The organism is Marinobacter sp. (genome assembly GCF_046484525.1).
GTDB lineage: Bacteria > Pseudomonadota > Gammaproteobacteria > Pseudomonadales > Oleiphilaceae > Marinobacter.
Window position 1 is genome coordinate 51495 of sequence record NZ_JAWOIS010000043.1, and the last position, 20581, is coordinate 72075.

The window sequence follows — 20581 nt, forward strand, 5'->3', positions numbered from 1 at the left end:
AGATACACCATGGGTACCGTGACGAACGGAATCAAAGGCGCATTCAGGATAGGCCAGACGCTGTCGGTGCTTGGCCGCACCGGTGTCGATTGGGTTCGGGGCGAGCGGCCCCCAACCCCGCGGCTGCTGCGGCAGACGTTTGAATCCCTGGGTGCCACCTACATCAAGCTCGGCCAGTTTATCGCCAGTTCGCCGACCTTCTTTCCCAAGGAATACGTGGAGGAATTCCAGTACTGCCTGGACAAGACACCGAGTCTTCCGTTCGGGGTGATCAAGAAAATCATCCGGGAGGAATTGGGCCGTCCGATCGAGGAGGTCTACTCCGAGATCGATCCCGTGGCGCTGGCCTCGGCGTCCATAGCCCAGGTCCATGCGGCCCGTCTGGTGACCGGGGAAGATGTGGTGATCAAGGTCCAGAAGCCGGGTGTGGAAAACATCCTGCTGACCGACCTCAACTTCCTGTACCTGTCGGCGCGTATTGTCGAGACGCTGGCACCGAAACTTTCATGGACGTCCATGTCCGGCATTGTGGAAGAAATCCAGCGCACGATGATGGAGGAATGTGACTTCATAAAGGAAGCGAACAACCTGAAGGTGTTCCGCAACTTCCTGCATGATACCCATAATGAAGATGCTACCTGTCCACAGGTTTATGAGCATTGCAGTACCCGCCGTATCCTGACCATGGAGCGATTCTATGGGGTGCCGCTGACCGATCTGGAAAGTATTCGTGGTTATGCGCGGGATCCCGAGCACACACTGATCACCGCTATGAATACCTGGTTTTCGAGCCTGACTCGGTGCGATTTTTTCCATGCGGACGTACATGCCGGCAATCTGATGGTGCTACGGGATGGTCGGGTTGGTTTCATCGATTTCGGAATCGTGGGTCGGATCAAACCGGATACCTGGCAGGCGGTGAGCGATTTCATTTCGGCGATCATGGTTGGCAATTTTGACGGTATGGCGTCGGCTATGATCCGGATCGGGGTCACCCATCAGACCGTGAAGGTCTCCGATCTGGCAGCGGATCTGCGCCGCCTGTATCAGCAGATGGACAGGATGGTGCCTGATCATGTGCCTTATGAAGCGGACCGGGCTGAAGACGATGTGAATAACATCCTGATGGATATGGTGAAGATCGGCGAGAGCCATGGTCTGCATTTCCCCCGGGAATTTGCGCTGCTACTGAAACAGTTCCTGTACTTCGATCGTTATGTGCATATCCTGGCGCCGGAAATGGACGTCTTCATGGATGAACGATTGAACATGTTGCACTGAGCCTGTCGCCATCATCGGACAGCTTTTGTACACTAAGGCAGCGCGCGGATAACCCGGCGCTGCCTTTTTTAATGGGCAAGTTTGGTCCCTCCGGAAAGCCTACCCTTCTATGGCCCTTGTCAGACTCCAGACCGAGCATTTCCGTAATCTGGCGCCGGATCCGGTGTCGTTCTCGCCCTCGTTCAATCTTATCTACGGCGCCAACGGCAGTGGAAAAACCAGTGTACTCGAGGCGATTGGCTATCTGGGTCTTGGGCGTTCGTTCCGGGTCAGTCGCCACCAGGCGGTGGTTGCCCATGGGCAGAGCCGCTTAACGGTGTTCGGTGGTCTGGACCGGGGCGCGGAAGAAACGGTTTTCAGTGGCGAGGGTGCTCTGGCCCATCGGCTCGGGATTTCCCGGGATGTAAGTGCGAAGGAAACTTCGCTTCGTGTGGACGGTGAAAGTGTCCGGAGCCTTTCCTCAATGGCAAAGCATTTGCCCGTGTCGGTGATTGATCCCGGGGTGTTTGACATCGTAGCGGGCGGGCCCGGTAAACGCCGCCAGTTTCTCGACTGGTTAGTGTTCCACGTGGAACCTTCCTTTGCGTCGGTCTGGCAGCAATGTCAGAGAGTCACATCACAGCGGAATCAGACGCTCAGAAATGGTAGAATAGACGAATCCCTGCTGCGGGTCTGGGATAGTCAGTACGCGGCTCTCAGTGAACGTCTGAGCGATTCGAGGCAATTCACATTCGACCGGTTCAAGGAAGCATTCGATCTGCTGGTTGAGCAGGTGGATGTCCCCTGGACTCAGGGCCTGAAAATGGAGTTGTTTCCCGGCTGGGACCGGACGCATTCGCTCACCGAAATCCTGAGTAACCATCGGGAACAGGAGCTGAAGGTGGGGCATACGCTGTATGGCCCCAACCGCGCGGATATCCGCCTCAAGTTTGAGGGGCGGCCGGTTGCCGAGACTTTCTCCCGGGGGCAGCAGAAAACCCTGGTTATATTGATGAAGATTGCCCAAGGAATGGTGTTGAGCGATATGGGCCGGCAGGTCACATTTTTGCTCGACGACATCAACGCGGAGCTGGACGTTGGTCACAGGGCGATGCTTGCCCGGAAACTCCGCGCCCTGGGCAGCCAGGTATTTATTACATCGATTGAACATCCGGATCCAGAGTCTCTCTGGGGTAGTGACGAAACTCCGGATTACAGAATGTTCCACGTGGAACATGGAAAATTGACGGAAGAATAAACCGGCGATGCCAACCCTGATGATGAAGCTCACGAGGCACTCAGGCTAGCACCGGTCATCACCCTTCAGGAGTCACCTAATGAGTGAATCGAACTACAATTCCTCCAGTATCAAAGTCTTGAAAGGACTCGATGCGGTGCGGAAGCGGCCTGGCATGTACATCGGTGACACCGATGACGGTACCGGCCTGCACCACATGGTCTTTGAGTTGGTGGACAACTCCATCGATGAGGCTCTGGCGGGGTACTGCTCCGAAATCGGGGTGATCATTCACCCGGACGAGTCGGTAACCGTCAAGGATAACGGTCGTGGTATCCCGACCGACCTCCATGAGGAGGAAGGGGTGTCCGCCGCCGAGGTCATCATGACCGTCCTGCACGCCGGTGGTAAGTTCGATGACAACAGCTACAAGGTGTCGGGTGGCCTCCATGGGGTTGGCGTATCCGTGGTTAACGCCCTCTCCTCTAACCTGACGCTGACCATCCGCCGCGACGGCAAGGTTTGGGAGCAGACCTATGCTCATGGTGTACCGAAAGCACCACTCTCGGTCGTCGGCGACACCGATGCCTCCGGCACCAAGGTCCATTTCATTCCCTCTCCGGAAACCTTTTCGAGTATCCAGTTCCACTACGACATCCTGGCCAAGCGACTGCGGGAACTCGCCTTCCTGAACAGCGGCGTACGGATTCGACTGACCGACGAGCGCTCTGGCAAGGAAGAGGTCTTCGAATATGAGGGTGGTCTGCGTGCCTTCGTTGAACACCTGAATTCCACCAAGACCCCCATCAACCGGGTGTTCCATTTCAACCGTGAGCGTGAGGACGGTATCGTCGTCGAAGTCGCCATGCAATGGAACGACGCCTTCCAGGAAAACATCTACTCCTTCACCAACAACATCCCCCAGCGGGATGGCGGTACTCACCTGGCAGGTTTCCGGGCAGCCCTGACCCGCTCACTGAACAACTACATCGAGCATGAAGGTCTGGGCAAGAAGGCCAAGGTGGCGACCTCTGGTGATGATGCCCGCGAAGGCCTGACAGCCATCATTTCGGTGAAGGTTCCGGACCCGAAATTCTCTTCGCAGACCAAGGACAAGCTGGTGTCCTCGGAAGTAAAGACAGCCGTGGAGCAAGAGCTGTACCAGAGTTTCAGTGATTTTCTGCAGGAGCAGCCGAACGAGGCCAAGCTGATCGTCAACAAGATGCTCGAAGCGGCCCGGGCCCGGGAAGCGGCCCGTAAGGCCAGGGACATGACCCGCCGCAAGGGCGCCCTGGATATTGCCGGCCTGCCCGGAAAATTGGCTGACTGCCAGGAAAAAGATCCCGCCCTTTCCGAACTGTTCATTGTGGAGGGTGACTCCGCGGGCGGCAGCGCCAAACAGGGTCGTGACCGAAAGACTCAGGCCATCCTGCCTCTCAAGGGCAAGATCCTGAACGTCGAGAAAGCACGGTTCGACAAGATGCTGTCCTCCGTGGAAGTGGGCACCCTGATCACCGCCCTAGGCTGTGGTATCGGCCGCGAGGAATTCAATCCAGACAAGCTCCGCTATCACTCCATCATCATCATGACCGATGCCGATGTAGACGGTTCTCACATCCGAACCCTGCTGCTGACCTTCCTGTTCCGGCAGATGCGGGAAATCATCGAGCGTGGCCACGTCTTTATCGCCATGCCGCCCCTGTACAAGGTCAAACGCGGCAAGCAAGAGCAGTATCTGAAGGACGAGAAGGCCAAGGAAGCCTACCTGACCCAAACCGCCCTGGAGGGCGCCCAGCTGTTCGTGAACGCCGATGCGCCGGCCATCAAGGACTCGGCCCTGGAGACCATGGTCAAGGAATACCAGGCCGTGATGGCGATGATTGATCGCTTGTCCCGCGCCTATCCCGCCAAGGTCCTGGAGCAGATGCTGCATAACGTCACCCTCAAGATGGATGATCTGAAGGACGAAGAGGCGGTGGCCCGCTGGGTAGGTCGCCTGGGCGAGGGTCTGAACCTGGATACCCGCACCGGTACCAAGTACACCTTCTCGGTCACCCGGGACGAAGAGAGAGGCCTGTTCCTGCCCAAGGTCACCATCTACGTGCACGGTATTCCCCATGACCACGTGTTCAGTCACGATTTCTTCGAGTCCTCGTCCTATGCCGCCATTGCGCGTATGGGCGAGACCCTGGAGGGGCTGATCGAGGAAGGCGCCTATATCCAGCGTGGCGAGCGCAAGCAGGCAGTATTGTCGTTCGAAGGTGCCCTGGCCTGGTTGATGAAAGAGGCCCAGCGGGGTCTGAATATCCAGCGTTACAAGGGTCTGGGTGAGATGAACCCGGAGCAGCTGTGGGAAACCACCATGGATCCCGAAACCCGCCGAATGATGAAGGTCACCATCGAGGATGCCATCGCCGCGGACCAGATCTTCACCACCCTGATGGGCGATGACGTCGAGCCGCGCCGTGACTTCATCCAGACCAACGCGCTGGAAGTCACCAACCTCGACGTGTAGGTGTCCTGAAAAAGGCATAAAAAAGGCGGGAAGTGACAGCTTCCCGCCTTTTTTGTTTTAAACAGTTTTTCTTTATTTCCGGAAGATTTAAGACCTATTTGCCGGAGGTCTGTTCCCTGGAGCGGGCCTTCTCTTTCTCCCGCTCTTTCTCCAGCAGGTGAGCCGACATCACCTCTTCCAGGGTGTAGCCGGTCAGCCGGCGGATGGTGCGCCACAGGTACCAGAAAATCAGCATCATCATGACCATGGAGGGAATCGCGATCATCGGATAGCTCACCAGAGTCATGCGCCCGAGTTCCTCATTGAAGGCCTGAGTGCCGGATGGGCTGGTGACGATCCATTTCGCCAACACATAGTTCATGATCGAGGAGAACAGGAAGGTTCCCGCGAAGAAGTAACTGGCTTTCAGCAGCCGTCCCTCGAATTCACCTTCCCTGCCCTCGTGTACCAGTCGTTCCTGGATCTTATCCACATCCAGCACCGACGGGTTGTACAGCAGGGTGCGGACCAGTGGATACCGGGTCCGGGTAGACACCAGCACGGCCAGCCCGATGATAGCAGGTACCGCGGCTTCCTTGATGGCCAGCCACTGGGAATTGAGCTCGAGCAGCCCGATGCCGCCGGTGAGGCCGACGCTGATCAGGCCCAGCAGGGCAATGAAGTTCTTCTTGTGGTAACGCACCAGTTCGAACAGGCCCCACCCCAGAGGAAATGCCAGGCCGATGATCAGGGCGTTCACACTGCCGAGGTGTTCATCACCGCTGAACTTCATCAGGATGACCGAGGGGATGATGATACTGACGAGCAGATCAACCCAGGGGCGGGGCTTATGATCGGGAACGGATCGGGGAGTGTCCGGAGTCATTGAATTACCTGGTTGGACAGCCTGTGTATACAGGCCCGGTGAATAAACGTGTTCAGGCAGTATACGATGATTCCGGGGGTATTCGAAGGGAGTTGGCCGGGCCACCGGGGCCCGGCCGACAAATGCCTTTGATGATCAGGCACCTGCCTCTTTAAGGCTTTCCTCGACAATCGCCAGGCCTTCCTCAAGGATGTCATCCTCGATCGTGACCGGCATGAGGAAACGCAGCGTATTGCCATACATGCCGCAGCTTAGCAGGATCAGGCCCTTTTCCTTGGCCTTCTTGGTGACCGCCGCGGCCAGTTCCGGCATGGGCTTGTGGGAATCCTTGTTTTCCACCAGCTCGATCGCCGCCATGGGGCCCAGGTTGCGCACGTTATCCACATGCTCGAACTGCTCCTGCCACTGGGCAAAACGGGCGCTGAGTTTCTCGCCCAGGCGCTGGCTCTTGCCCAGGATATCCTCTTCCCTGAATACGTCGAAGACTGCCAGGGCCGCCGCGCACGCGGTCGGGCTTCCGGTGTAGGTGCCGCCCAGGGAGTTCGGGCCGGAGGAATCCATCACTTTGTCGGTGCCAACAATCGCGGAGATCGGCATACCGTCAGCCATGGACTTGGCCATGGTCATGATGTCCGGCTCGACACCGCTGTGCTCGATCGCGAACATCTTGCCGGTCCGGCCGAAGCCGCTCTGGACCTCGTCGACGACCATCAGAATGTCGTTGTCGTCGCAGATCTTGCGAACCTTTTCCAGGAAGCTCTTCGGTGCCGGATAGAAACCGCCCTCACCCAGTACAGGTTCGAGCACAATCGCTGCGGTATTGCGGGCCGGGGAATCGGCCTTCATGGTCATGGCCAGTCCACGCAGCGCCTCGTCCTCGGAGACACCATGGTACGGCACCGGATAGGGCGCACGGTATACCATGCCCGGCATGGGGCCGAAGTCGGTCTGGTAAGGTGCGGCCTTCCCATTCATGGCCATGGTCATGAAGGTGCGGCCGTGGTAACCGCCATCGAAACAAATGACATTGGTCTTGCCAGTGGCCGCCCGAGCGATCTTGACCGCGTTCTCCAGAGCCTCGGCACCGGAGTTGGCGAGCATGACCTTGCCGTGTCCGCGCACCGGCACCACTTCGCTCAGCTTCTGGGCCAGCTTCACGTAGCCCTCGTAGGGCATCACCGTCTGGCAGGTGTGCATCAGCTTGTCCAGCTGCGCCTTGACCGCTTCAACCACCTTGGGATGACGGTGGCCGATGTTCAGGACGCCGATACCGCCGGCGAAATCGATCATGCGTTTGCCGTCGGCGTCCCAGAGTTCGGCGTTCAGGGCGTGATCGGCAAACTGTTCATTGGGACTTGCCGCGCCCGCTGCCACGTAACGTTCCTTCAGTGCCTGCAATTCTTGATTGCTCACTTTGCGATCCTCCTGTTCGGGAGTCAGTAGGTTTAACTACCAGTGTAAGGAGTACGAGCGCCAGCCACAAACCGACCACTGTCTTACTCCCGTTGGTCCCGAAACTGCAGGCGGGCGAGACGCTGGTACAAGGGGTTGGTCTCCATGAGTTTCTGGTGGCTTCCGATAGCCAGCAACCTGCCCTCCTCCAGTACGGCAATCCGGTTGGCGTCACGCACCGTGGCCAGGCGATGAGCGATCACCAGGGTGGTCCGACCGTGGGTGAGTGCCGGCATCGCCTGCTGGATCAGGTGTTCACTCTCTGCATCCAGGGCACTGGTGGCCTCGTCCAGCAACAGTATCGGGGCATCGACCAGCAGGGCCCGGGCGAGGGCCAGGCGCTGCTTCTGGCCGCCGGACAGGCCCAGGCCGTTGTCACCGAGCCGGGTGTCATAACCCTCCGGGAGCCTGTGGATAAATTCGTGGGCGTGGGCCACGCGGGCCACCTGCTCCACTTCCTCCTGGCTGGCCTCCGGCCGGGCATAGCGGATATTGTCGGCGACCGAGCCGTTGAACAGCGCGGGATTCTGCGGCACCAGCGCAAAGCACCGACGCAGAGCGGACAACTCAACTGAGGAGCTGTCGACACCATCAATCCGGATACGGCCCGCCTGTGGGGTATAGAAGTGCAGCAACAGGTCGAACAGAGTGGATTTTCCAGCACCGGAGGGGCCCACCAGGGCGAGGGTCTCACCGGGCTCTATCGTAAGGCACAGGTCATCCAGCGCGGCCGTCCCGGGCCGGTTCGGGTAACAGAACCGCAGATGCTCAATCTCGATCCTGCCGGCTACCCGCTCCGGCAGTTTGCCCTTTGTATTGCTCGGCTCACCAAATTGCGGGCGGGTTTGCAGCAGTTCGAACAACCGGGCCGCGGAACCGGCGGCCCGTTGCAGCTCGCCAATAACCTCGCTGATGGCACCGGCGGCGACGCCCACCAACAGGCTATAGAACACGAAGGCGGCCAGCTCCCCGGGGCTGATGCGGCCCTCGATGACATCGAGACCGCCAATCCAGATCACGATGCCCACGGCGCCCATCACCAGGGAAATCGCCAGGGTGGTCAGCCAGGCCCGCTGCCGGATACGGTCCCGGGCGATGTCGAATGCCCGTTCCGAAACTTCCCCGAAATACCGGCGATCCTGGGGCTGGTGATTGAACGCCTGTACGGTCTTGATCTGGGTGAGGCTCTCGCCCACGTAACTGCCCACATCGGCGACCCGGTCCTGGCTCAGCCGGGACAGCTGCCGGACCCGGCGACCGAAGAACAGGATCGGCGCAATCACCAGCGGGAAGCCGAGCAGGATGATGCTGGCCAGTTTGGGGTTGGTCACAAACAGAAGAATCAGACCGCCCAACAGCATCAGCGCGTTGCGCAGGGCGATGGATACCGTCGAGCCGATCACCGATTGCAGCACGGTGGTATCGGCGGTGAAGCGGGACTGGATTTCCAGGGCGCGATTCTGTTCAAAGAAGCCCGGGTGCAGGTCGATCAGGTGGTTGAAAACCCGTTTGCGGATATCCGCCACCACCCGCTCGCCAATCCAGGACACCAGGTAGAAGCGGGCAAAGGAACCGAACGCCAGGCCCAGCACCAGCACAAAGAACAGACCGATGGCCCGCGCCAGGTTGGCCGGTGATTCGGTGGCCAGGCCCTGGTCTACCAGGATCCTCAGTCCCTGCCCCAGGCTCAGGGTGATGCCGGCGGTGATCACCAGTGCCACCAGGGCGCCGGCGACGGCACGACGGTAGGGACTGATGAACTCGCAGACCAGTTTCAGGGCTTTGCGGTGACGGGTGTTGATAGTCTGCCTCCGGATATCCACAGGAAGTGCTGTACACTTTGATCGCTGTCCATCATACGGCTGAATCGATCATTTTGCCCTGACCGAAAAGGAAAACCCGTGCGCGCCTACGCCGACAACGACTACCCCGCCGACCACAAACCCGACTGGAAAGTGATTGCCGGCCTCTGGCCCTACCTGACTGAGTTCCGTGGCCGGGTGATCCTGGCGCTGTCGTTGCTGGTGCTGGCGAAGCTGGCCACGGTGGCCACGCCGGTTGCCCTCAAGTACATCGTCGATTACTTGGACCAGAACCGGGGTGCGGACATGGTTCTGTGGATACCGGTGGTGCTGGTTGTTGCCTACGGTAGCCTCCGGTTTGGCAGCACCCTGTTCAGTGAACTGCGCGATGCGGTCTTTGCCCGGGTGGCGGAGCGGGCCATGCGGCGGGTGTCCCTGCGGGTATTCCGTCATCTGCACCAGCGGGAACTAGCCTTTCACCTGGACCGGAAGACCGGGGGCCTGGCCCGGGATATCGAGCGGGGCACCAACGGCATCAGTTTCCTGTTGCGCTTCACGCTGTTCAACATCGTCCCTACCCTGCTCGAGATCCTGTTGGTCGCCGGCATCTTGCTGGTGGTGTTCAACGTGGGTTACGTGCTGGCGATCCTGGTGGCGGTGGTGGTTTACGTGGTGTTTTCCATCAAAGTCACCGAATGGCGCACGAAGTTCGTACGGGAGGCCAATGCCCGGGACAACCAGTCCAATTCAAGGGCCGTGGACAGCCTGCTGAACTACGAGACGGTCAAGTATTTCAATAATGAGCGCTATGAGGCGGAGCTGTATGACCGGGACCTGGAGGACTGGGAAGCGGCCCGGCTGAAAAACCGGCTGTCACTGGCCACCCTGAACGGCGGCCAGGCTTTGATCATTGGCGTAGCCCTGATCGTGATCATGGCCATGGCGGTGCGTGAAGCGGCATCCGGGGAGATCACCCTCGGGGATTTCACCATGATCAACGCCTACCTGATCCAGCTATTCATTCCCTTGAATGCTCTGGGCTTCGTTTACCGGGAAATCCGGCAAGCCCTGGTGAACGTGGAGCGCCTGTTCAAGCTGCTCGGTGACTTGCCGGCCATTGTGGATAAACCCGATGCCCCGGCCCTGGCTGTGAATAACGGCGAGGTCCGGTTTGACCACGTGCACTTCGGCTACCGCGCCGACCGGCCGATTCTCCGGGATGTGAATTTTTCGATTCCTGCCGGGCACACGGTGGCAGTGGTCGGCGCAAGTGGCGCGGGCAAGTCCACCCTGGCGAGGTTGCTGTTCCGGTTCTACGATGTGGACAGCGGCAGTATCCGGATCGATGGCCAGGATATCCGGGATGTGACCCAGGACAGCTTGCGGGCGGCCATCGGTGTGGTGCCCCAGGATACGGTCCTGTTCAATGACACTCTGTACCGCAATCTCGCCTATGGCCGGCCGGAAGCCACCGAAGAGGAAGTGTACCGCGCGGCCCGGATGGCCCACCTGGAGAGGTTTATCCAGAGCCTGCCCGAGGGTTATGACACCCGGGTGGGTGAACGTGGTCTGAAACTGTCAGGGGGCGAGAAGCAGCGTGTGGCCATCGCCCGGATCATCCTCAAGAACCCACCCCTGCTGGTCCTCGACGAGGCCACGTCTTCCCTGGATTCCCTGTCGGAGCAGGCGATCCTCGGGGCACTGCGGGAGGTCAGCCGACAGCGGACCACCCTGGTCATTGCCCATCGGCTGTCCACCATCCGGGACGCCGATACCATTCTGGTGATGGATGCCGGCCGGATCGTGGAGAGTGGCCATCATAACGAATTGCTGGCCAGTAACGGACATTACTCCCGGCTCTGGCGCCAGCAACACCAGGATCAGTCGCCGGCGTGACCCGCTATTCGGGAATGGTCTTTAGTCGGGCGGCCTTATCAAACCATCGTTGAGGGGTCATCCATATACGAACCAATCTCGCCGGCAGAAGCGGCAAGCGCTGGGGCCAGCCCGGAGGCACGTACCACCTGTTGGCGGGCACTGGCTCTGAACACGCCGGCGTCACCGGTGATCAGGCTGAACCAGTTCCGGGCGCGGGTTATGCCGGTGTAGACCAGCTCCCGTGTCAGTACCGGACTCATCCGGTCAGGCAGCACCAGGCAGGTGTGATTGAATTCCGAGCCCTGGGATTTGTGGACCGTCATGGCATAGACCGTCTCCAGCTGCTGCAGGCGGCTCGGGGAGATCCAGCGGATGCCGTCGGTGCCGTCGCTGCTGGGGAAGGCGACCCGCAACGCCGGCCGGGGCTCCCCGTTCTCGGCCCGGTCCCAGGGCACACTGAAGGTGATGCCGATATCGCCGTTCATCAGGCCAAGGTTGTAGTCATTGCCGGTGACCAGTACCGGCCGCCCCGCGTACCAGCCCTCGGCCCGGGGAATCAGTTTTTGCGCCAGCAGGTGCCGGGCAATGCGTTCGTTCAGGCCCTCCACGCCCCACGGACCCTGGCGCAGGGCGCACAGGAGCTGGAAGTCACCGAAAGCCGCCAGCACCCTGCGGGCCAGCTGGTCCCAGTCCGCTAGCGGGCTGTCCATCCCCAGATCGTGGTTGGCCATCAGTTCGAGATAATGGCGATAGCCCACCGGCGCCGGCAGTTCCTCACCGTGCAGTACCCTGCCCCTGCCACCGTTGCGGAATGCCCCGGGGCTGCCCGAAATGGCATGGTGACAGAGGTTTTCCAGGGTCGTTTCCGGATCCGGGCTGGCATCGTCGCCATTGAGCCAGATCACGTCCTCGAAGTGCCCCCGGCGGCAGTGTTCGAGCATGGCGGCATCCAGAGTATTGGTATTGACCGCTTCCGCCAGTTGGCGAATGCCGCTGTTCTCGGTGAAACGGTAGCTCTTGCGAAGCATGGCTACGGCCTGGTCCAGTGCCTGGCCCCGGGAATCCACCAGATCCTCGGGCAATGACTGCCCGGTCACTGATTGCAGCCACTGTGCCGTGTCAGGCCGGTAGTGGGCCTTCCGGGCCCGTTGGCATAGCTCGCCCAGAACCGCCCCGGCATCCACCGAGGCGAGCTGGTCCTTGTCGCCGAGCAGGATCAGCTGGGCATGGCCCGGCAGCGCCTCGAACACCGAGGCCATCAGGTCGACGTCCACCATGGAGGCTTCATCGATGACCAGGATATCCACCAGCAGGGGATTGTCCCGGTTATGGCGGAATTTCCGGGTATCCGGGCGACTGCCCAGCAACCGGTGCAGGGTGGTGACCCGGGTCGGGATATCCTCCAGCCGGACCCGCCCGGGAAGCTGGTCCAGCGGCAGGCGGCTGACCGCCCCGCCAATGGACTCGTTCAGCCGTGCCGCCGCCTTGCCAGTGGGCGCGGCCAGGCGAATGCGGAACCTCCGGCCGGCACGGGCCGGATCCTCGCCCGCCACCGCCTGCAAGGCCGCCAGCAGGTTCACCACCGTGGTGGTTTTGCCGGTACCCGGCCCGCCGGTAATTACGGCGAAACGTTTGCGCGCCGCCAGCGCACAGGCCAGTTTCTGGTAGTCCACTTCATCCCCGGGCTGGAACAGGATGTTCAACGTTTCGCTCAGGGTCCGGGTGGCGCCCGAGCCAGGATTATCGAGCGGGGAGTTCAGGGCCAGGCGGTCGCTGATACCCCGGGCAATCCGTTGTTCGTAACGCCAGAAACGCCGCAGGTAAAGGCGGGTATCGTTCACCACCAGTGGTGTAGTCAGTAAGCCATCACTTACCGCCCGACTATTGACCAGCGCAGTCAGGCAGTCTTCAAGCGAGGCCTTTGCCAGGACCTCAGATGGCGAAGGGCATGCCTCCTGGTCCCCGGCCAGGTATACGGCAACGGGATCTCCCGGCGGCAAGGCCAGGGTGTTGCCGGCATCCTCCAGCAAATTCACCAGATCGATGCAGACGTGACCACGTCCGACCTGATGCGAGGCCAGGGCCGCCAGCAACAACACCAGCGGGTCCGGGTTCTCGCCCTGCTCTTCGCACAGTTGCCGGATCAGGCGTGCGAAGGCCACATCCAGGGGGCGGATCCATTCGGCCTGGCGCCATTGCTCCAGCAGTGTTTCCAGTTGCTCGAGATTCATGCGGCGTCCTCCCCGTGCAAGGTGTCACCATCGAACAGGGCGTCGAGTTTTTCGATAAGCGCCCGTGGCGGTTTGTCGGTAAAAGCACCGGCACCGGGGGCATGGATACCCCGCAGGAACAGGTAGACGGCACCACCAATGTGCCGCTCGTAGTCGTAACCGGGCAACCGGGCCTTTAGCAGGCGATGCAGGGCCAGCAGGTAGAGCACGTATTGCAGGTCATAGCGCTTGTCGAGGATGGCCTGGCCCATGGCCTGGTCGGTGTAGGCGCTGTCGTCTTCGCCGAGGGTGTTGGATTTGTAGTCGAGCACGTAGTAGCGGCCCTCGTGTTCAAACACCAGATCGATGAAGCCCTTGAGCATGCCGTTGAACCGGCGGTTATCCACCTGGACCCGGTCCGCGCCCTCGAGGGTGTGCCGGCGTACCAGGCTATCCAGGGCGCCGGTGGCGACGTTGCAGCTCTCGAACCAGAATTCCAGTTCCGGGCGCACGGTGCCGAACTCCCTCAGGGCGGCGCGGGTGTCCCCGTCGCGGTCCAGGCGCAGGGGTGTCCGGATCAGGCTCAACAGCCAGTGCTCCAGGGTGTCGGTCCAGTCGCTCCAGCCGCGAATAGTACAGCGCCGCTCCAGGTATTCCCGCAGCATCGCCGGGTTATCCACAACCTGGCCAAAGCCCTGCTGGCAGCACCATTCCAGCAATTCGTGGAGGAAGGTGCCCGGGCCCGCCCCTTTCGGAAACTGATGGAGGGAATGACCGGCGGGGGCTGCCGACCCCTCATCGCCGGTGCCCTGGGCCGATTCTTCCAGCAGGTTCTGGGTTTCCGCGTCCTCCACTTCCCCGCTGAACACGATGCCGGTGCCCGCCAGGCCGGTGTATTCGATCGAGGAATAACTGGCAATCCACCAGTCTTCCCGGGCTTCCCGGGTGGCCTCCAGTGCCGGCCCCAGGGTTTGCGGTGCCTCCTCGGTATAGCAGGCCGTATCGGCTTCGGGCAGTGCCATGACCGTGATGGTGTCCTCGTCCCGGGCCAGGGGAGTCAGGCTGTCGGCCAGGGGGTACTGCTCGCGGCCTTCGCCACCGAGCAGGTAACCCAGGCCACTCTGGGCCCAGTTGTCGATGGCGGCGACACCCACCCAGATGGCATACCGGGCCCGGGTCAGGGCCACGTAGAGTTTGCGGATATCCTCGCCGAGCCGTTCCCGGTCCGCCCGGGCGACCGCCTCGGGTTCCGGATCGAATACGGTGACCAGCCGGCCCTGGTCATCGTGGTAGCGGACATAGGCCTGTTTGTCGTTCTGGGCCCGGAATGCGGTCCCGAACGGCAGGAATACCAGTGGGTATTCCAGACCCTTGGACTTGTGCACGGTAATGACCTTGACCAGGCCGGCGTCGCTTTCCAGTCGCAGGGTGCGGTATTCGTCTTCCTCGTCCGCCGCCCTCAGGATCTGGGCGTAGTGATGTACCAGCGCGTGCTCGCCATCCAGCTGCAGGCTGTCCTGCTGCAGCAGTTCGGCGATGTGCAGGATATCGGTCAGCCGCCGTTCGCCGTCGGGCCGTTGCAGCAGCCGTGCCGGTACTTCGAAGTCCATCAGGAAGCTGCGCAGCATGGGCAGTACGCCCTGGGTCCGCCACTGCTCGTGATAGCCCATGAACCGTTCGATTTCCCGCTCCAGGGCGATTTCGTCGGTAAGCAGCCGATCCAGGCTCTGCCAGGACTGGCCCAGGGTGGGCGTGGCCAGTGCCGCCCGGGTCAGGGCCAGTTGCCGGGGTTCGGCAAAGGCGCGCAGCCAGGTCAGCACCTCGCTGGCCTCGGTGGAGGTCAGTACCGAATCCCGGTCCGACAGGTACACGCTCTTGATCCGGCGCTGGCCCAGGGCATCTCGTACCGCTGCCGCCTCGTTGCGGTTGTTGACCAGGATGGCAATGTCGGCAGGGCGGACCGGCTCAAGGTCCGCCGGGTCATCCGGCAGGGCAAAGCCGGCTCTGCCCTGCTGCCCCAGGGTCAGCAGACGGGCGACTTCGCTGGCACAGGTTTCGGCCACCTCGGCAGTGGCCGTGCCCTTGGCCAGGGGCTTACGGTTGCCGTTCCGGTCCTCGTCCTCACTGTCCAGGGTCCAGAAGCTGAGACTGGGTTGATCCTCGCCGTCAATCCGCCATTGCCGTTTGGTGCCGTTGGCATCGACGCCCTGGAACGGTAGTGGCGTGCGGTCGCCCTTGCCGAACAGGAAAGCGCCGTCCCGGCTGTTCCGGTCGGCGTGCTCGAACACCCGGTTCACTGCCGCCACCATGCTGGCGGAGGAGCGGAAGTTGCGGCCCAGGGTCCAGGTCCGGTCCCGGGCACCCTGGCGGGCCTCCAGGTAGGTGTAGATGTCGGCGCCGCGGAAGCCGTAGATGGCCTGTTTGGGGTCCCCGATCATCAGCAGACAGGTGTCCGGATCGTTGTCCGCCACCCGGTAGATCCGGTTGAAGATCCGGTACTGCACCGGGTCCGTGTCCTGGAACTCGTCGATCAGTGCCACCGGGAACTGGCGGCGGATGGTGGCGGCGAGCTGATCGCCCCGGGGGCCGTGCAGGGCATCGTCCAGGCGGGTGAGCAGGTCGTCGAAGCCCATTTCCGAGCGTTGCTGTTTTTCCGATTCCAGTCGTTGCCCGACCCAGACGCTGGCGTGCCTGAGGATATCCGAGCGGCCGCTGGGCTGGTTCTGGCTGAACTCGATCAGTTCATCGATGGCGTCGAATGCCGGATGATGCGGGGCCGGGTCCTCGCCCTTGAGGATCCGCGCCAGGCCTTCCGGGGTCTGATTCCGGAACCCGGCCTTGTCCAGGCCATCCGGGACCGGTTCGTCCGACTTCGCCCAGGTCACCAGGGTGTCCCAGATTTTGACCATTGCGTTCTTGCTGACACCGTGCAGACGCTTGCTCTTGTTCAGTTCGTTGAGCAGGGCAACCACCTCGCCCTGCCACTCGGCCCAGGGATACGCTTTCAGTTCCCGGGCGCGGGCCAGGCGCTGGCCGACCACCGAATCAATGACCTCCTGCACATCGCCGGCCGGAGTGCCAAGCTGGCTTGCCTCGGGAATCAGGTTGCGGATGGCCCCGCGCAGGGCCTCCGGGGTTTTCCAGTGACCCAGGGCCTCGTCCATCAGCACCGGAGGCAAGGGATAGATGAATGTACGCCAGTAATCCCGGACCACGTCGTCGAGCAGTTCGCTCTGATCGGTTTCCAGCGTGAGCCGGAACAGGCTGCCGCTGTCGAAGGCGTGTTCGCTGAGCATCCGGTTGCACCAGCCATGGATGGTTGAGACTGCGGCCTCGTCCATCCATTCCGCCGCCAGCAGCAGCTTTTTCCGGCACTCCGGCCAGGTGGCCGGATCGGGGTAGCTGGCCTCTCTCAACTCATACAGGAGTCTGGTTTCGGCCGGGGGCTCGCTGGCGTCGGCACTGTCGGAAAACACCTCGGCTGCCTGGGTCAGGCGGGTGCGGATGCGGTCCCGCAGCTCCTTGGTGGCGGCGTCGGTAAAGGTCACCACCAGCAGGTTGGGCGGCAGCATGCCCCGGGCCAGCGGACTGTGCTCGTTCTGGCCATGGCCCAGTACCAGCCGCACGTACAGGATGGCGATGGTGAAGGTCTTGCCGGTACCGGCACTGGCCTCGATCAGGGTGCTGCCGTTCAGGGGCAGGGTCAAAGGGTCGAGGTTCGGGTTGCGATTGGTCATCTCGGTATTCATACCTCTCCCTCGATCTGTTCGGCGGCGGACTTGCCCTGCTCTGCCTCCCAGAGCGGTACATACAGCTGGTGCAGCAAGGCCTCGAATTCACCGCTGGCGAACAACGCCTCCGGGCTGTCGAAGGCACCGCGCAGGTAACCGGTGTCCCGTGCCAGGGCGGTGCTGTAGGCCTGCTCGGCATCGCTCCGGGCGCGCTCGTCATCGCCGCGGTATTTCTTGCTCTGGTAGTAGCTGGTGATCCAGGCGAAACCGGCCTCGCAGTGGATCGGCAGGGTGCGGGTGGTGGCCTCCATCCACCGGGCCTGGATGGTCTCCAGGTGCTGCCTGGCTTGTTCCGGTTCGATCCGTGGCAAGGGGAAGGTGCGTTTCTCTTCCCGGGCCAGGATCAGGGTCTCGAAAGGCTGGTCGGTGAGCTGGCCGGCCAGGTGAATCACCCAGTCCCGCATCAGGTTGGCGTAGCGCACTTTCCTGCTGCCACCGGAGCCGGACAGCAGGCTGGAGCCGGCCACCACCACCCGGCATAAACGGCCGTCGGGGTTGGTGCGCAGGTTATCAATCAGGTCGACCACTTCCACCGTACCCGTGTCATTCCGGTATTGGTATTCGAAGCTCAGCGGCTCGGAGATGGCCTCCGGCCAGTCCGCCAGTGCCGCCCGGTAGCGTTGATGCAGGTCCGGTAACCGACCTGCCAGCTCCGTGCGCAGGCGGTGTTCGGTCACCCCCATGCCCAGGTCACCTCGGCGTGCCATCCGATCAAGGGTGGTTTCGAGCCGTTCATGCAGGTCTTCCTCGCTGACCGCCTTGATCACGCCTTCCCGTATCAGTTCGCTGTCCAGCCGCCACCGGTCCAGCCCGTTGAGGTCAAAGTTCTCGTTATCGGTGTCATCGTCCTCCAACTGCTCGAAGTGCACCTGCAGCCGTCGTTGGTAGAAGGTGTCGATGGGCTTTTTCAGGAAGTTCGACAGGTCGGCCAGCCGGATCGGCTCCTCCGGATGCTGGTACGGCAGCGGTGCCTGATCCGGTTCGGTTGTTTCGGTGCCGTGGGCACTGCGCCATTCCCGCTCGAAGGTGAACAGGCTGCGGGCCTGCAACACCTCTGCCAGAGGTCTGGGCGGGCTCTCGGGACCGGCGTCCAGCCCGTTGCCGCGGGGAAAATAATCCCGGCTGAAGGGCTGCAGCGGATGCCGGGTGGTCAGGGCTTCGGTGACCGATCCGTCCGGCTCGCCCGGCAGTGCCCACCGGCTGTCCAGATGGTCCTGCAGCTGGCCCACCAGAACGGAGGGAGGACGCTCCGAATCGTCTCTGATACTGCGGCCCACCCAGCTGATGTAGAGCTGTTCCCGGGCTGACAACAGGGCCTCCAGGAACAGGTAGCGATCATCCTCGCGCCGGGACCGGTCCCCGGGGCGGTAGTCGTTGGCCATCAGGTCGAAATCCACCGGGGGCCGGGAGCGCGGGTAGTCACCATCGTTCATGCCCAGCAGGCAGACCTTGCGGAACGGGATAGCCCGCATCGGCATCAGGGTGGCGAAGTTTACCTTGCCGGCGAGGAAGCGCTGGTTCAGTCCACCCTCGTCCAGGCCCGCCAGCAGTACATCCTTGACGATGTTCAGTGGCAGGGGTTGGGTGTCCAGCCCGGCGGCCAGGGCGTCCTCGAGCCATTGTTCCAGTTGGCGGCGGAAGCGGGTGAGCAGCAACAGGTCGTTGCCTTCGACCCTGAGGAAAAAGCGCTCGAGCATCTGCGAGAACAGGGTCTCCCATTCCGCCGGGGTGCGCGGCGTCTGCAGGGCCTGCCAGAGATCCTCGAGTTGCGCCACGAATTCCGCCAGCCGACCGGCGAGACTCGCCTGCAACCCGCCGATCTCTCCATAGGGCTCGACGCCGGCCCAGGGCTCATCCTCGCCCATGCCGTAACCGAGCAACATGGCCCGCAGGCCGGATTGCCAGGTGTTGCGTTCCAGCTCCGCCGGCAGCTCCAGGCTTTGCCGGTGCCGCCCGTGCAGGCCCCAGCGGATATTGGCGCCCTCCACCCAGCGCCGGGCCAGGGGAATCTCGCCCTCGTCGATGCCGAAGCGGTCCCGGATGCCGGGCACCTCCAGCAGGCTCAGGATTTCACTCACCCCGAAACGGCTGCGTGGCAGGGACATCAGGGTTTCCAGGGCAATCAACACCGGCTCATGGTGACGCTGCCCCTGATCGGAGATGGTGAACGGGATATGGCGTTTCTGCCCCGCCTGATAGCGGCCGAATACGGCCTGGATGTGGGGCGCGTAGACATTGATGTCCGGCACCATGACCATCACGTCCCGGGGGCGCAGGCCGGGATCGGCATTGAAGGCCGCCAGCAGCTGGTCGTGGAGGATTTCCACTTCCCGCTGGGGGCTGTGGGCATCGTGGAAGACCAGCGAGTGATCCCGGGCCAGATCCAGCTGGCGGTTTTCCGCGCGGATGTCCTGAAGCGGCGTCAGGTTATAGATGTCGTTCTGCAGTTGATGCAGCAGGGGCGGTTCGCCCGGTTCGCCGTGGGCGGAGAAAATATCGATCTTCTGGTCCGGGGTCTCGAACCGGTCCCGGTATTCCTCGGGATTGTCGAACTCGTCCAGCAGACGGATGTAGTCCCGCCCCTGTTTGCCCCAGGCCGCCAGCAACGGATTGGCGTGCTGGTGCAGCTGGTCCGGATCGGCAATCTTCGACAGTTCCGGATGGGCCGCGCCGCGCTTGCGTTCGGCCTTCAGCAGTTCCCGGTCACTGACGATGTCGGCCCAGTAGTATTGGCAGGGGTTGTGGACGCACAGTACCACCTGGCTGAACCGGCTGAGGACATAAAGGGCTTCCAGGGCCTGGCGTGGTAGCGAAGAGACGCCGAACACCACGATCCGCGCCGGCAGCCGCGAGCGATTCGCCGGCTCTGACCGGCGCTGGCCCTCGGCCATGAACCGGGTGTGAATCCGGGACCGGCTGGTGTGGGCGTCGGGACCCACATCCTCCACCAGTTTGCGCCAGAGCAGGGGTTGCCAGAGCGTCTCCGGGTCCAGGGGTTTTTCCTCGTTGCGGGCAGTGATTACCACATCCCGGCCCTGCTCCCAGGCACTGAGCCAGTCAGCCCGGAATACCTGGTACTGGTCGAACAGGTCCGCCACCTTCTCGGCCAGCTGGAAGTTGCGCAGGTCAGTGTCGGTGCCATCGAGAAACCGCGCCAGGGGCAGGAAGGCCTCGTCCTGGTCCACCAGATCCGGCAGCAGCCGATACAGGCGCCAGACCAGCCGGCGCTTGTCGAAGGGCGACTGTTCCGGCACTTCGCCGTCCGGCAGCACCGCCCGGTACGCCTGCCAGATAAACCGCGCCGGAAACAGGAAGTCCATTCCGGCAGCGATCCCCAGGCCACCTTCGGCGCCATGGTCCAAGCGTTTCTCGGCCAGGGCCAGCTTCAGCCACTGGGCAATACCGTTACTCTGGACCAGGAAGGTCTCGCTCTGCAGTGGTGGCAGCGGGTTCTCCCGGCACAGGAAAATCACCGCGCGGCGCAGGTCTTCCAGGTGGTTGGCATGGATGGCGTGAAAGCCGGGCTGGATGGCGGAGTGGTCGGCCATGGGGCTCCTTGTTGGCGATCGGT

Annotated in this window: 10 protein-coding genes; 4 read left to right on the forward strand and 6 right to left on the reverse strand. The window is 62.1% G+C overall.

Annotated features, from left to right (window positions below; all coding sequences use genetic code 11):
* The first annotated feature begins 9 nt into the window (after positions 1-9).
* The 3 genes from R6W86_RS09675 (at position 10) to gyrB (ending at position 5012) form a co-directional block, all read left to right on the forward strand.
* A complete protein-coding gene (locus tag R6W86_RS09675; RefSeq protein ID WP_410329150.1) occupies positions 10-1281 on the forward strand; it encodes an ABC1 kinase family protein in 1272 nt (423 codons plus the stop codon).
* A gap of 109 nt (positions 1282-1390) precedes the next feature.
* Entirely contained in the window at positions 1391-2518 is a 1128-nt protein-coding gene (recF, locus tag R6W86_RS09680) for a DNA replication/repair protein RecF (RefSeq protein ID WP_410329151.1), read from the forward strand.
* Positions 2519-2597: 79 nt separating this feature from the next.
* Complete coding sequence (gene gyrB, locus R6W86_RS09685; RefSeq protein WP_410329152.1) at positions 2598-5012, forward strand: DNA topoisomerase (ATP-hydrolyzing) subunit B; 2415 nt, start codon at positions 2598-2600, stop codon at positions 5010-5012.
* A 94-nt stretch (positions 5013-5106) separates the two neighbouring features.
* Here the strand turns inward: gyrB and R6W86_RS09690 are convergent, their stop codons facing one another.
* The 3 genes from R6W86_RS09690 to R6W86_RS09700 all read right to left on the reverse strand — a co-directional run bounded on the left by R6W86_RS09690 (position 5107) and on the right by R6W86_RS09700 (position 9107).
* Positions 5107-5877 carry a VC0807 family protein gene (locus R6W86_RS09690; RefSeq protein WP_410329153.1) on the reverse strand — a complete coding sequence of 257 codons (771 nt, stop codon included), beginning with the start codon at positions 5875-5877 and terminating at the stop codon, positions 5107-5109.
* A 135-nt stretch (positions 5878-6012) separates the two neighbouring features.
* Positions 6013-7290 carry a 4-aminobutyrate--2-oxoglutarate transaminase gene (gene gabT, locus R6W86_RS09695; RefSeq protein WP_410329154.1) on the reverse strand — a complete coding sequence of 426 codons (1278 nt, stop codon included), beginning with the start codon at positions 7288-7290 and terminating at the stop codon, positions 6013-6015.
* Positions 7291-7373: 83 nt separating this feature from the next.
* Positions 7374-9107, reverse strand: a complete 1734-nt coding sequence (locus tag R6W86_RS09700) for an ABC transporter transmembrane domain-containing protein (protein ID WP_410329170.1) — start codon at positions 9105-9107, stop codon at positions 7374-7376.
* Positions 9108-9230: 123 nt separating this feature from the next.
* On the opposite strand from R6W86_RS09700, the gene R6W86_RS09705 reads away from it, so the two are divergent.
* Complete coding sequence (locus R6W86_RS09705; protein ID WP_410329155.1) at positions 9231-11027, forward strand: ABCB family ABC transporter ATP-binding protein/permease; 1797 nt, start codon at positions 9231-9233, stop codon at positions 11025-11027.
* 38 nt (positions 11028-11065) lie between these two features.
* Here the strand turns inward: R6W86_RS09705 and recD are convergent, their stop codons facing one another.
* From recD to recC, 3 genes are read right to left on the reverse strand one after another with little or no spacing between them, the layout of a single operon-like run.
* Positions 11066-13240 (reverse strand): exodeoxyribonuclease V subunit alpha, encoded by a 2175-nt coding sequence (recD, locus tag R6W86_RS09710; protein ID WP_410329156.1) that lies wholly within the window; start codon positions 13238-13240, stop codon positions 11066-11068.
* Positions 13237-16968, reverse strand: coding sequence for an exodeoxyribonuclease V subunit beta (gene recB, locus R6W86_RS09715; protein ID WP_410329157.1), 3732 nt, complete (start codon positions 16966-16968; stop codon positions 13237-13239). The genes recD and recB overlap by 4 nt, the downstream gene beginning before the upstream one ends.
* Positions 16965-20558, reverse strand: coding sequence for an exodeoxyribonuclease V subunit gamma (gene recC, locus R6W86_RS09720; protein WP_410329158.1), 3594 nt, complete (start codon positions 20556-20558; stop codon positions 16965-16967). The genes recB and recC overlap by 4 nt, the downstream gene beginning before the upstream one ends.
* Positions 20559-20581: the final 23 nt, after the last annotated feature.

Excerpts from the sequence above, each read along its gene's own strand:
- recC (WP_410329158.1), bottom strand. The coding sequence starts at position 20,558 with ATGGCCGACCACTCCGCCATCCAGCCCGGCTTTCACGCCATCCATGCC.
- gyrB (WP_410329152.1), top strand. The coding sequence starts at position 2,598 with ATGAGTGAATCGAACTACAATTCCTCCAGTATCAAAGTCTTGAAAGGA.
- R6W86_RS09690 (WP_410329153.1), bottom strand. The coding sequence starts at position 5,877 with ATGACTCCGGACACTCCCCGATCCGTTCCCGATCATAAGCCCCGCCCC.
- recB (WP_410329157.1), bottom strand. The coding sequence starts at position 16,968 with ATGAATACCGAGATGACCAATCGCAACCCGAACCTCGACCCTTTGACC.
- recD (WP_410329156.1), bottom strand. The coding sequence starts at position 13,240 with ATGAATCTCGAGCAACTGGAAACACTGCTGGAGCAATGGCGCCAGGCC.
- R6W86_RS09675 (WP_410329150.1), top strand. The coding sequence starts at position 10 with ATGGGTACCGTGACGAACGGAATCAAAGGCGCATTCAGGATAGGCCAG.
- recF (WP_410329151.1), top strand. The coding sequence starts at position 1,391 with ATGGCCCTTGTCAGACTCCAGACCGAGCATTTCCGTAATCTGGCGCCG.